The sequence below is a fragment of the Enterobacter sp. RCC_40 genome, from assembly GCF_041360735.1.
Classification (GTDB): domain Bacteria; phylum Pseudomonadota; class Gammaproteobacteria; order Enterobacterales; family Enterobacteriaceae; genus Enterobacter; species Enterobacter ludwigii.
Map to the genome: position 1 here is coordinate 1 of NZ_JBFUPR010000003.1, position 12461 is coordinate 12461.

Annotated in this window: 13 protein-coding genes and 1 tRNA gene; 6 read left to right on the plus strand and 8 right to left on the minus strand. The window is 53.9% G+C overall.

The annotated features are described in order from the left end of the window. From AB6731_RS12210 to aspA, 6 genes are all read right to left on the minus strand, one after another. A tRNA-Phe gene (locus tag AB6731_RS12210) sits at positions 1-72 on the minus strand. Positions 73-198: 126 nt separating this feature from the next. Then, positions 199-774, minus strand: a complete 576-nt coding sequence (locus AB6731_RS12215; protein WP_020882970.1) for a transcriptional regulator — start codon at positions 772-774, stop codon at positions 199-201. 49 nt (positions 775-823) lie between these two features. Beyond that, a complete protein-coding gene (locus tag AB6731_RS12220) occupies positions 824-2527 on the minus strand; it encodes a protein-disulfide reductase DsbD (RefSeq protein ID WP_150343775.1) in 1704 nt (567 codons plus the stop codon). Then, positions 2503-2826: a divalent cation tolerance protein CutA gene (cutA, locus tag AB6731_RS12225; protein WP_014168278.1), complete on the minus strand. Its 324-nt coding sequence runs from the start codon at positions 2824-2826 to the stop codon at positions 2503-2505. The genes AB6731_RS12220 and cutA overlap by 25 nt, the downstream gene beginning before the upstream one ends. A gap of 113 nt (positions 2827-2939) precedes the next feature. Next, positions 2940-4241, minus strand: coding sequence for an anaerobic C4-dicarboxylate transporter (locus AB6731_RS12230; RefSeq protein WP_006178930.1), 1302 nt, complete (start codon positions 4239-4241; stop codon positions 2940-2942). 116 nt (positions 4242-4357) lie between these two features. Further along, a complete protein-coding gene (gene aspA, locus AB6731_RS12235; protein WP_020882968.1) occupies positions 4358-5794 on the minus strand; it encodes an aspartate ammonia-lyase in 1437 nt (478 codons plus the stop codon). Between the two features lie 335 nt (positions 5795-6129). On the opposite strand from aspA, the gene AB6731_RS12240 reads away from it, so the two are divergent. Next, a complete protein-coding gene (locus AB6731_RS12240; RefSeq protein WP_032679407.1) occupies positions 6130-6594 on the plus strand; it encodes an FxsA family protein in 465 nt (154 codons plus the stop codon). A gap of 42 nt (positions 6595-6636) precedes the next feature. Here AB6731_RS12240 and yjeH read toward each other — a convergent pair whose 3' ends face one another. Then, a complete protein-coding gene (gene yjeH / locus AB6731_RS12245; protein ID WP_371006415.1) occupies positions 6637-7875 on the minus strand; it encodes an L-methionine/branched-chain amino acid transporter in 1239 nt (412 codons plus the stop codon). Positions 7876-8053: 178 nt separating this feature from the next. Here yjeH and AB6731_RS12250 point away from each other — a divergent pair, with 178 nt between their 5' ends. From AB6731_RS12250 to AB6731_RS12260, 3 genes are all read left to right on the plus strand, one after another. Next, a complete protein-coding gene (locus AB6731_RS12250; RefSeq protein ID WP_003855929.1) occupies positions 8054-8347 on the plus strand; it encodes a co-chaperone GroES in 294 nt (97 codons plus the stop codon). 32 nt (positions 8348-8379) lie between these two features. Beyond that, complete coding sequence (gene groL, locus AB6731_RS12255) at positions 8380-10023, plus strand: chaperonin GroEL (protein ID WP_014168284.1); 1644 nt, start codon at positions 8380-8382, stop codon at positions 10021-10023. Between the two features lie 137 nt (positions 10024-10160). Then, the gene (locus AB6731_RS12260) at positions 10161-10514 is read left to right on the plus strand and encodes a DUF4156 domain-containing protein (protein WP_020882965.1); all 354 of its coding nucleotides are present in this window, start codon (positions 10161-10163) and stop codon (positions 10512-10514) included. Positions 10515-10577: 63 nt separating this feature from the next. On the opposite strand, the gene epmB is transcribed toward AB6731_RS12260, so the two are convergent. Next, positions 10578-11606 carry an EF-P beta-lysylation protein EpmB gene (gene epmB / locus AB6731_RS12265; RefSeq protein ID WP_025206268.1) on the minus strand — a complete coding sequence of 343 codons (1029 nt, stop codon included), beginning with the start codon at positions 11604-11606 and terminating at the stop codon, positions 10578-10580. 40 nt (positions 11607-11646) lie between these two features. Here epmB and efp point away from each other — a divergent pair, with 40 nt between their 5' ends. Together efp and AB6731_RS12275 are read left to right on the plus strand one after the other, a co-directional pair. Next, on the plus strand, positions 11647-12213 hold the full coding sequence (gene efp, locus AB6731_RS12270) for an elongation factor P (RefSeq protein WP_014882207.1): 567 nt from the start codon (positions 11647-11649) through the stop codon (positions 12211-12213). 58 nt (positions 12214-12271) lie between these two features. Continuing rightward, entirely contained in the window at positions 12272-12403 is a 132-nt protein-coding gene (locus AB6731_RS12275) for an entericidin A/B family lipoprotein (protein ID WP_025206267.1), read from the plus strand. Positions 12404-12461: the final 58 nt, after the last annotated feature.

Below are 12461 nucleotides of genomic sequence, written 5' to 3' on the forward strand. Positions count from 1 at the left end.
GCCCGGACTCGGAATCGAACCAAGGACACGGGGATTTTCAATCCCCTGCTCTACCGACTGAGCTATCCGGGCAACGGAGCGCATTAAACCGCAATCGCGCCTGATCGTCAACACTATTTCGGGAAAAGCCGTTCAACTGCTTAACTTTGCGGCAATCTGACGGTTTACGCGCCGAACAGGTCAAATTCTTCAGACAGATTACGTCAGCGCACCACCCATACGACACTGCGCAAAACGCAGGATATCTTCGGCCAGACGGTGTGCTGTATCCACATCGGCCTGGCTACGGTTTACCAGCATGCGGCTCAGGCAACCTTCCAGTACCAGCTCCATCTGCTTAGCGACCATCGCCGGGTCATCCACTTCGAGCGTGGTCAGCAGTTCGTGCGTGAAATCATGCGCCGCCCGCTTTTGCTGATCCGCCAGTTGATGGATAGGATGGCCGGGGTCAGGGTAGAAGGTGCAGGCGGCAATAAACAGGCAACCCGGATAACGGTTGTTGCTTACGCATTCGCTCAGGGCGGTATAACGCGCCAGCAGCTTTTGCTCCGCAGTCAGTTCTTCATTTAACATCAGCTGCCTGCGCCAGACATCAACCTGCTGGCTGAGATAACGCAGGGCATCGTAAAGCAGCGCCTCTTTATCCGGCCAGAAGCGCATGAGTTCATCCAGAGGATAATCAATACGGTCGGCTACCATCTCAAGCGTGGTGCTGGCGATCCCTTGAATCTCAAGTAATTGCAGGGCTTGTCCCAGTACGTCTTCGCGTTGCACGGTTATCTCCTCCGTTATTCCCAACGGTTTGTCCCGTTTCAAGTGTTGTTTACGGTTGGCGATTGCGCAAATGCGCGCTGAATGCCGTCGCGTCCATAAACCCGGTTACACGCTGTGCAGGCTGCTCCTGGCCCTGTTCGTTGAAGAACAGAATGGTTGGCAGACCCAGCACGTTAAGTTGCTTCAGCAGTGCCTTATCCGCTGTACTGTTGGCGGTGACGTTTGCCTGGAGCAGAACCGTCTCTTTCAGTGCACTTTGCACCTGCGGATCGCTAAACGTGTACTTTTCGAATTCTTTACAGGCGACACACCAGTCCGCATACAGATCCAGCATGACCGGTTTGCCTTTCGCCTGTGCCAGCGCGCTGTTGAGTTCATCCACGTTCTTTATCTGGATGAAGTTCAAATGCGCCTGTGTTTGTCCCGCAGGTGTGCCAAATGCCCAGTCCTGCAGTGGCCGTACGCTCACCAGCGCGGCGGCGAGCAGGAGGATTTGCACCAGACGCATCCACGGCTTTTTCGCTGCCAGGCTTGTGATAAACGCCCAACAGAAGAAGGCAACACCGAGCATTGCCCACAGGCGCATCCCCCAGACGTCGCCGATAATACGCTCGAGCAAGAACACCGGCAGCGCCAGAATGACAAAACCAAACGCGGTTTTCACCGTCTCCATCCACGGGCCGCTCTTGGGCAGCAGACGGTTGCCAAATACCGTTACCAGAATCAATGGCAGACCCATTCCCAGCGCGTAGAGATACAACGTACCACCGCCGAGCCACAGGTTACCGCTCTGGGCAATATACAGCAGGATCGCGCTCAGTGGCGCGGTAGTGCACGGTGAGCAAATCAACCCGGCGATGGCACCCATCACGAACACGCCGCCCGGGGAACCACCCTGCTGACGGTTACTCATCAGCGTTAAGCGAGTCTGCAACGCGGACGGCAGCTGTAAGCTGAACAAACCAAACATCGACAGCGCCAGCACAATAAATACGATCGACAGGCCAGCCAGCACATAAGGGTGCTGAAGTGCAGCCTGGAACTGCAGTCCGGCAGCAGCAACCACGAGGCCCAGTGCGGTGTAGGTCAACGCCATACCCTGCACGTAGATAAAGGCCAGCAGCAGGGCGCGTGCGGTTGAAAGGCGTTGCTTACCGCCGAGGACAATCCCGGAGATAAGCGGATACATGGGCAGCACGCACGGCGTGAAGGCGATACCGATACCAATCAGTAAAGCCCACAAGGCGGAGAAGGGCAGCGCTGTGTGACCGTCGTCCTTCATTCCGGCGCTCTCATCTGCGGGAGGCGCAGGCATACTGTCGGCCGCTTTAACTTCGCTCAGCGGAATGACTTTGGTTTCCGGCGGATAGCAGAAGCCCGCGTCAGCACAGCCCTGATACGTGACGGTCACGGTGGCGCCTTTATCGGCCTGATTGACCGCCACGGGCACGCTTAACCGCTGGCGATAGATTTCACTTTTACCGAAAAACTCGTCTTCATGCCACTCGCCCGCAGGCATCTGAAGTGGGCCTACCTTTGCCTGAGCAGGCGTGATGCTGACCTGCTTGCGATAGAGGTAATACCCCTCTTTTATCTGCCAGGTAAGATTCAGGTCATGCTGGTCTTGTTGAAAATCGAAAACAAATGCCTGGTCGGCAGAAATAACGTTCGAACGGCCGGGAGCGTCAAATAACCCGGCAAAAACTGATGTGCTGCACAGCAGCAGGATCAGCGTAAGGAAGCGTTGAGCCATGAGAGATAATCGTTGTCGCCGTGGACCACTGGCAATACCAGCAGTTCGGGGGTTTGATAAGGATGATGAGATTTGAGGCAGTCCAGGAGTGCCTGCTGGTTCGCCAGATTGGTTTTGAGCAACATCTGGACTTCATACTCCTGCTCCAGTTTACCTTCCCAGTAGTAAAGGGAGGTGGCGCCAGGAAGGAGCGTCACGCAGGCTGCCAGTTTTTCGGCCAGCACTTTGGCGGCGAGATCCTGGGCAGAGGCTTCATCAGGGGCGGTACAAAGGACAACAACAGCATCAGGCGTGTTCACAAGTCGACCTCCTCATCACGAAAGTCTTCACTATATCACGCAAGGCTATTGGTCATTAATGAAACGGGCCGCAGAGCGGCCCGTTTTTAACTATTTTTACAACCCATCATTGTTTACAGCACGATGCCGCCAATGATAAAGCCGAGGATCACGCACAGCGAGATAGCCACCACGCCCGGGATCAGGAACGCATGGTTAAACACGTACTTACCGATGCGAGTCGAGCCAGTGTCATCCATCTCAACCGCCGCCAGCAGGGTTGGGTAGGTGGGTAAAACGAACAGTGCAGAAACGGCAGCAAACGAGGCAATAGCCGTCAGCGGGGTAACACCCAGCATCAGTGCCGCAGGCATCAGGGCTTTGGTGGTGGCCGCCTGAGAGTAAAGCAGGGTTGCGGCAAAGAACAGCACCACAGCCAGGAGCCACGGATAGTTGTGCAGCAGGTCGCCCGCAACGGTCTGGATATCGCTGATGTGAGCTTTCACGAAGGTATCACCAAGCCAGGCCACACCCAGTACACACACGCAGGCGCTCATACCGGATTTAAAGGTGCTGGCGTTGAGCACTTCGCTGGTGTCGATTTTACAGGTGATGCTGATCAGCGTGGCGATAGTCAGCATGAATACCACAATCGCTTCGTTACGCGGCAGGACCGGGTTCTGGATCAGACCCACGGTGTCACTGATGGCGGTTGCGTAGAACATGACCGCAACGATACCGATCAGGAACAGCAAGACGGAGCGTTTTGCATGCGGTTTCAGTTCGAAGACCTGGCTACCACGCAGTTTCACTTCACCTTTTGCCAGACGCTCCTGATAAACCGGATCGTCTTTCAGTTCGGCGCCGAGGAAGTTACACAGCACGGCGGTGATCATCACTGCAATCAGCGTCACCGGAATACAGATGGCCAGCAGCGTCAGGTAACTCACGCCCATAGGCTCAAGGATACCGGCGAAGAAGACCACTGCAGCGGAGATAGGTGATGCGGTAATCGCAATCTGGGACGCGACCACGGCAATCGAGAGTGGACGAGACGGACGGATGCCCTGCTCTTTCGCCACTTCGGTAATGACCGGCAGCGTGGAGAAGGCGGTGTGGCCAGTACCGGCGAGAATGGTCATAAACCACGTCACCAGCGGGGCAAGGAAGGTAATGTATTTTGGATGGCGGCGTAACATACGCTCCGCCAGGCTCACCAGGTAGTCCATACCGCCTGCCACCTGCATGGCTGCGATAGCGGCAATAACCGCCATGATGATTTCGATAACGTCAAAAGGGATTGCGCCGGGTTTAATCTGAAAGATAAGGGTAAGTACGAGCACCCCGAGACCGCCGGCAAAACCAATGCCGATACCCCCGAGTCTTGCTCCCAAATAAATCGCCAACAGGACGATGACGAGTTCTGCTCCAAACATAAGGACCTGCCTTGCTTATTAACAAGTTGATATTGAATTGTTGTATTTTGGTAACGCCTATAAAGAAAAAAGGCACGTCACAAGTGACGTGCCTTAAGGAAGCCTAGCCTGAACTGCTACTGTTCGCTTTCATCGGTATATCGTTTCGCTTTGTATGCCGGGTGCATCAGGTTCTGGGCCGAGAAGATATCGTCCAGCTCGGCTTCGGTCAACAGTCCACGCTCCAGAACGACTTCACGCACGCTCTTACCTGTTTCGGCGCAAATCTTACCGACGATGTCGCCGTTATGGTGGCCGATGAACGGGTTGAGGTAGGTGACGATGCCGATGGAGTTATAGACATACCCTTCACAAACTTCTTTGTTTGCGGTGATGCCGTTAACGCATTTCTCCAGCAGGTTGTAGCAGGCGTTGGTCAGAATGTGGATGGATTCAAACATTGCCTGGCCGATGACCGGCTCCATGACGTTCAGCTGCAGCTGGCCAGCTTCAGAGGCCATGGTCACGGTTGTATCGTTACCGATGACTTTAAAGCAGACCTGGTTCACCACTTCTGGCACTACCGGGTTCACTTTCGCCGGCATGATGGACGAACCGGCCTGCAGCTCTGGCAGGTTGATTTCATTCAGGCCAGCGCGCGGACCGGAAGAGAGCAGGCGCAGGTCATTACAGATTTTGGAGAGTTTCACCGCCAGACGTTTCAGGGCGCTGTGAACCATAACGTACGCGCCGCAGTCGGAGGTGGCTTCAATCAGATCTTCTGCAGGCACAACCGGCAGGTTAGAGACTTCAGCCAGCTTCTGTACCGCCAGCTGCTGGTAACCGTCCGGCGTATTCAGACGCGTGCCGATGGCGGTTGCGCCCAGGTTCACTTCCAGCAGCAGCTCGGAGGTGCGCAGCAGGTTTTTAGTTTCTTCGTTAAGCAGCACGTTAAACGCGTGGAATTCCTGACCGAGGGTCATCGGAACCGCGTCCTGCAACTGGGTACGACCCATTTTCAGGATGTCCTGGAACTCAACGGCTTTGCGCTGGAAGCCATCACCCAGCTGATTAATGGCGTCCACCAGTTTCACCACGGAGGCATACACCGCGATACGGAAGCCGGTTGGGTAGGCGTCGTTAGTGGACTGACATTTATTAACGTGGTCGTTCGGATTCAGATACTGGTATTCACCTTTCTGATGACCCATCAGCTCCAGGCCGATGTTTGCCAGTACTTCGTTGGTGTTCATGTTGACGGAGGTGCCCGCGCCGCCCTGATAGACATCGACCGGGAACTGATCCATGCATTTGCCGTTGTTCAGCACTTCATCGCAGGCAGCGATAATCGCATTTGCCGCGCTTTTCGGAATGGTTTGCAGCTCTTTATTGGCCAGTGCTGCGGCTTTTTTCACCATCACCATGCCACGTACAAATTCAGGGATGTCGCTGATTTTGTTGTTGCTGATGTAGAAGTTTTCAATCGCTCTCAGAGTGTGAACACCATAGTAGGCATCCGCTGGAACTTCCCTGGTACCCAACAAGTCTTCTTCGATACGAATGTTGTTTAACATGTGAACCTTCTTTTCAAGCTGCCGATGGATTGTACTAAACACACAGTATTTATGTGGTTTTGAATATTTTCTGACCGACGATTATTCCCTCAATCAGCCAGATGTTCGAGATCATATGCTGATGATAGCGAATTGCCGTAATCTGGATCACTTATTATCGACCCGATTCCATGATAATTATTAATCTGTGAAATGAGTCACCGCTTTAAAATTTCCAGAAAAAATATCCGTGCAAACCGATTGAATTTTGGCTAACCGTCACCATTTCTTACAGACGCGTTTCGCGAACACATTCAGACAGGGGCCTGAGGGCACCTGCCACACAGGAGATGCCAGTGCGCTGGATACCATTTATTGCTTTCTTTCTCTATGTTTACATCGAGATTTCAATTTTTATCCAGGTCGCCCATGTACTGGGTGTCCTGTTAACGCTGATTCTGGTGATTTTCACTTCGGTGATCGGCATGTCGCTGGTGCGTAATCAGGGTTTCAAAAATTTCCTGATAATGCAGCAGAAGATGGCCGCAGGCGAAAGCCCGGCCGCAGAGATGATTAAAAGCGTCTCGCTGATTATTGCTGGCCTGCTGCTGATCCTGCCGGGATTCTTCACTGACTTCCTCGGCCTGCTGCTGCTTCTGCCGCCGGTGCAAAAACACCTGACCATGAAGCTACTGCCGCATCTGCGTTTTAGCCGTATGCCGGGCGGTGGATTCAGTACAGGGCCGGGGGATACTTTCGAAGGGGAGTATCAGCGTAAAGATGAACAGCGCGACCGTTTAGACCATAAAGACGATCGGTAAAAGAGGCCAGGCCCGGTAAGCGAATCGCTACCGGGCTTTGTTTTACAGGGTGCCGCGTTTCGGTAAAAACAGCCACAGCCCCGCCAGCATGCTAATCGCATACAGGCTTTTCCACCCCACCATCGCCAGCAACAGCAGGCAAAGCACGCCACCAATCACTGCCAGCGCTTTATAGCGACCTTTCAGCAGACGACAACCCGCCAGCATGCACAGCAGGTAGATCATGATGAAAATCCCGTTTGCGTACACGATCAGGGCATCAAGATTGATATTCAGCCCGTAAATACATAGCGAACTCAAGACGCAGCAGCCCAGCACGGTATTAAGCGCATTCAACGGCAGCTGACGTTTAGACAGGTGCGCAAGGCGGCTCTCTGGTTTATCAAGCGCCTGCGACCACACCAGACGCGCAAAGCTCTGGATGTAGATATTGAGGCTGGCAAAACAGGCCAGATAGCCAATAACACAGGCGACCCACAGCGCTTTCAGACCAAACAATTGCACCACAATGCCCGGCAGCGAGGCAGCGGCCGCTTTATCCGCGGCGAACGCGTTGAAATGCAGTACCAGCACGGTACAGGCCCAGTAAACGGTACCTGCTACCAGCAGGCCAATCATCAGGGCGCGCGGGAAATCCCGTTCCGGTTGTTTAAACTCAGAGGCCAGATGGGCGAACGCCTCCAGCCCGACAAAACACCAGAACATTACCGATAGCGCAGCGAACAGCTGCGAATGGTTGACCTCACTTACCGCGGGGAAGGGGATCTCCTTCAGCGTAATATCCCCTTTCCACCAGATGGCGACAATGAGGGCCACAATCAGTATTGCAACGACGGTTTGCAGGTTGGCACTCGAGCTGGCACCTCGTGAGCCGACCCACCAGACGATGGCCAGCGTACCCAGCTCGGCCAGCAGCAGTTGCTCGTTATGCCAGCCAAACAGCGCCTGGCCAAAACCGGTCGCGATATGCAACGCTGCCGGTAGACCGACGGGAATAACAGAAAGAAACAGCCAGCCGGTGACCCGCTCCAGTCGCGGACCAAACGCCATACCGACAAAGTGCGCTACGCCGCCCGCGCTGGGGAAATGCCGTCCGAGGATGGCAAACACGACCGCGACCGGAAACACCAGCACAATCAGCACTGGCCACGCCCACAGGCTATTATTGCCGGCCACCAGTGCTGCCAGCGCGGGTACCGCAAACACACCCGTACCTAACAAGGAGGTCGACAGCAGACCCACGCCCTGCGCCAGTCCCAACTCCTGTTTTAGTCCACTCATTGACATCGCCCTGCCACGATCAAAAGAGAGGCGATGGTAACACTTTCGCAAATTTTTTTTCGTCTGCCCCTTGAAGGGGGAAAAAGCTATCCCCATCTCTCAGGGCACTAGTCGGAAAACCGCGTGCGGACCGGCGTCATCCATAACTGATAATGACTTTCTCAAAGGAGAGCTATCAATGAGTATTCGTCCGTTACATGATCGTGTGATCGTCAAACGTAAAGAAGTTGAAACCAAGTCTGCTGGCGGCATCGTTCTGACTGGTTCTGCAGCAGCAAAATCAACGCGTGGCGAAATCATCGCTGTCGGTAAGGGCCGCATTCTGGAAAACGGAACTGTGCAGCCACTGGACGTTAAAGTTGGTGACATCGTAATTTTCAACGATGGCTACGGCGTGAAATCCGAGAAGATCGACAATGAAGAAGTGTTGATCATGTCCGAAAGCGACATTCTGGCAATTGTTGAAGCGTAATTTTACGCACGAGAATTTGAGGAAATAAGAACATGGCAGCTAAAGACGTAAAATTCGGTAACGACGCTCGTGTAAAAATGCTCCGCGGCGTAAACGTACTGGCAGATGCAGTTAAAGTGACCCTGGGCCCGAAAGGCCGTAACGTAGTGCTGGATAAATCCTTCGGCGCGCCAACCATCACTAAAGACGGTGTTTCTGTAGCACGTGAAATCGAGCTGGAAGACAAATTCGAAAACATGGGCGCGCAGATGGTGAAAGAAGTTGCCTCTAAAGCGAACGACGCTGCAGGCGACGGTACCACCACCGCAACCGTACTGGCACAGGCTATCATCACCGAAGGTCTGAAAGCCGTTGCTGCGGGTATGAACCCAATGGATCTGAAGCGCGGTATCGACAAAGCGGTTACTGCGGCGGTTGAAGAGCTGAAAGCGCTGTCCGTTCCATGCTCCGACTCTAAAGCGATTGCTCAGGTTGGTACTATCTCCGCTAACTCCGACGAAACCGTAGGTAAACTGATCGCGGAAGCGATGGACAAAGTCGGTAAAGAAGGCGTGATCACCGTTGAAGACGGTACCGGTCTGGAAGACGAACTGGACGTGGTTGAAGGTATGCAGTTCGACCGCGGTTACCTGTCCCCATACTTCATCAACAAGCCAGAAACGGGCGCTGTTGAGCTGGAAAGCCCATTCATCCTGCTGGCTGACAAGAAAATCTCCAACATCCGTGAAATGCTGCCAGTGCTGGAAGCCGTTGCGAAAGCAGGCAAGCCGCTGGTTATCATTGCTGAAGACGTTGAAGGTGAAGCACTGGCGACCCTGGTGGTTAACACCATGCGTGGCATCGTGAAAGTGGCTGCGGTTAAAGCACCTGGCTTCGGCGACCGCCGTAAAGCGATGCTGCAGGATATCGCTACCCTGACTGGCGGTACCGTAATCTCTGAAGAGATCGGTATGGAGCTGGAAAAAGCGACCCTGGAAGACCTGGGCCAGGCTAAACGCGTTGTGATCAACAAAGACACCACCACCATCATCGATGGCGTGGGTGAAGAAGCGGCTATTCAGGGCCGTGTTGCTCAGATCCGTAAGCAGATTGAAGAAGCAACCTCTGATTACGACCGTGAAAAACTGCAGGAGCGCGTAGCGAAACTGGCAGGCGGCGTGGCAGTAATCAAAGTGGGCGCGGCAACTGAAGTTGAAATGAAAGAGAAGAAAGCACGCGTTGACGATGCTCTGCACGCGACCCGTGCAGCAGTAGAAGAAGGCGTGGTAGCTGGTGGTGGTGTCGCGCTGGTGCGTGTTGCCGCTAAACTGGCTGGCCTGACTGCTCAGAACGAAGATCAGAACGTGGGTATCAAAGTTGCGCTGCGCGCAATGGAAGCACCACTGCGTCAGATCGTTTCCAACGCCGGTGAAGAGCCATCCGTGGTTGCGAACATGGTGAAAGCGGGCGAAGGTAACTACGGTTACAACGCTGCAACTGAAGAATACGGCAACATGATCGACTTCGGTATCCTGGATCCAACCAAAGTGACCCGTTCTGCACTGCAGTACGCGGCCTCTGTAGCGGGTCTGATGATCACTACCGAGTGCATGGTGACCGACATGCCTAAAGGCGACGCACCTGACTTAGGTGCTGCGGGTATGGGCGGCATGGGTGGTATGGGCGGCATGATGTAATCGTGCGCTTTACCGCTTAGAATGAGAAAAACCCCCGGGCAGAAATGCTCGGGGGTTTTTCTTTTGGTCATCTTTTTAGTATAAGGTTTACACACGGACAACATCTGCTGTCCAGCTTATTGAAAACGAGGAATAACATGCGCGTAAAAGTCTGTGCAGGGATCGTAGGAGCAGCATTGCTGCTGGCGGGTTGTAGCTCCAGCAATGAGCTGTCTGCTGCAGGTCAGGGCGTTCGCTTTGTTGAAGATAAGCCGGGTAACGAGTGCCAGTTTTTAGGCACGGCAACCGGTGAGCAAAGCAACTGGATGTCGGGTCAGCACGGTGAAGAAGGTGGGTCTATGCGCGGTGCCGCTAACGCGCTGCGTAACCAGGCTGCAGAGATGGGTGGCAACGTGATTTACGGTGTGAGCAGCCCGTCGCAAGGGATGTTGTCCAGCTTCGTGCCAACGGCCAGCCAGATGAATGGCCAGGTCTATAAGTGCCCTAACTGATCTACATTGCTGATGGCGCTGCGCCCAACCCCACCGGGCGGATAAGCGTAGCGCCACCTGCCGTTATTGTTGCCGCAGTTGCAAATCCAGCGGCGTCTTACTCGGCTCACCGCCAATCTCTCGCGCCAGCTTCGGCACCATATAGCCTGAAACCAGCGTTAACAGTTCGCGCATAATCTGCCGGGCCTCTTCATCCGTGACCATGAAATGCGCCGCGCCTTGCACACGATCCAGTACGTGCAGGTAGTAGGGCATCACGCCCGCATCGAATAACGCATTACTGAGCTCCGCCAGAACCCGGGCATTATCATTCACACCGCGCAGCAACACGCTCTGGTTCAACAGCGTCACACCCGCTTTGCGCAGACGCGCCATCGCCGCACGGAATGCCTCGTCGATTTCATTCGCATGGTTGATATGGTTCACCAGCAGAACCTGTAAACGAGACTGCTCAAGGCGAGATACCAGACCGTCCGTGATGCGTGCCGGAATAACAATCGGTAAACGGCTGTGGATGCGCAAACGCTTGATGTGTGGAATGGCTTCAAGCTGGGTCAACAGCCAGTCCAGTTCATGATCTTTTGCCATCAGCGGATCGCCACCTGAAAAAATGATCTCATCCAGTTCCGGATGGGCGGCGATATAGTCCAGGGCGACCTGCCAGTTGCGTTTATTACCCTGATTTTCGGCATACGGAAAGTGGCGACGGAAACAATAACGGCAGTTTACCGCGCAACCGCCTTTCACCAGCAGAAGAGCACGGTTGAGATATTTGTGCAGTAAACCCGGTACCACACTGTTCTGCTCTTCCAGAGGATCGGTGCTGTATCCTGGCGCTGATATAAACTCTTCCTGCGCAGTAAGCGTTTGTTTTAATAATGGATCGTCAGGGTTTCCTTTCTCCATACGGGCAACAAACGCGCGGGGAACACGCAGGGCAAAAAGTCGCTTAGCCTCGCGGCCTGCAAGCAACTCTGGGTGCTGATCGAGGTCTAACAGACGCAGCAATTCATCAGGACTGGTGATTACATCGGCAAGTTGCGATAACCAATCTTCTCTGGACGGGGTGTTTAGGGTTACAATATGCGCCATTTTGTGGCTTAGCTACCAGTTAACAAATTTAGAGGGCCTTATGGCAACGTACTATAGCAACGATTTTCGTGCTGGTCTTAAAATCATGATGGACGGCGAACCGTACGCGGTTGAAGCCAGCGAATTCGTTAAACCAGGTAAAGGCCAGGCATTCGCGCGCGTTAAGCTGCGTCGCCTGCTGACCGGTACCCGTGTTGAGAAAACCTTCAAGTCTACTGACTCCGCTGAAGGCGCTGATGTTGTCGATATGAACTTGACTTACCTGTACAACGACGGTGAGTTCTGGCACTTCATGAACAACGAAACGTTCGAGCAGCTGTCTGCGGATGCTAAAGCGATTGGCGATAGCGAAAAATGGCTGCTGGACCAGGCTGAGTGCATCGTGACCCTGTGGAACGGCCAACCTATCGCTGTTACCCCACCAAACTTCGTAGAGCTGGAAATCGTTGAAACCGACCCAGGTCTGAAAGGTGATACCGCAGGTACTGGCGGCAAGCCAGCTACCCTGTCCACCGGTGCAGTGGTTAAAGTTCCACTGTTCGTACAGACTGGTGAAGTGATCAAAGTAGATACCCGCTCCGGCGAATACGTATCTCGCGTGAAGTAATTTACGTCAAGACTGAAGGCGCAGCGCCCGCTGCGCCTGTTTTTTGCAGGCAGGGATGATGAACCGTACCGTTAAAATTCTGCTTCTGTTAGCGCTGTCCAGCGCGTTGCTTTCCGGCTGTAACACCACGCGTGGAATGGGGGAAGATATCCAGGATCTCGGCCATATCATTTCTCATGCGGCCAGCTAACCCCGTCTAATTTTCCTAAAAATGCGTCCTTTTCCGTCAAACGACGGGATATTGTCTA

Bases quoted from the DNA above. Each gene is read 5' to 3' on its own strand.
- yjeH (WP_371006415.1), bottom strand. From the start codon at position 7,875: ATGAGTGGACTAAAACAGGAGTTGGGACTGGCGCAGGGCGTGGGTCTG.
- AB6731_RS12250 (WP_003855929.1), top strand. From the start codon at position 8,054: ATGAGTATTCGTCCGTTACATGATCGTGTGATCGTCAAACGTAAAGAA.
- epmB (WP_025206268.1), bottom strand. From the start codon at position 11,606: ATGGCGCATATTGTAACCCTAAACACCCCGTCCAGAGAAGATTGGTTA.
- AB6731_RS12275 (WP_025206267.1), top strand. From the start codon at position 12,272: ATGAACCGTACCGTTAAAATTCTGCTTCTGTTAGCGCTGTCCAGCGCG.
- AB6731_RS12220 (WP_150343775.1), bottom strand. From the start codon at position 2,527: ATGGCTCAACGCTTCCTTACGCTGATCCTGCTGCTGTGCAGCACATCA.
- aspA (WP_020882968.1), bottom strand. From the start codon at position 5,794: ATGTTAAACAACATTCGTATCGAAGAAGACTTGTTGGGTACCAGGGAA.
- AB6731_RS12260 (WP_020882965.1), top strand. From the start codon at position 10,161: ATGCGCGTAAAAGTCTGTGCAGGGATCGTAGGAGCAGCATTGCTGCTG.
- efp (WP_014882207.1), top strand. From the start codon at position 11,647: ATGGCAACGTACTATAGCAACGATTTTCGTGCTGGTCTTAAAATCATG.
- groL (WP_014168284.1), top strand. From the start codon at position 8,380: ATGGCAGCTAAAGACGTAAAATTCGGTAACGACGCTCGTGTAAAAATG.
- AB6731_RS12230 (WP_006178930.1), bottom strand. From the start codon at position 4,241: ATGTTTGGAGCAGAACTCGTCATCGTCCTGTTGGCGATTTATTTGGGA.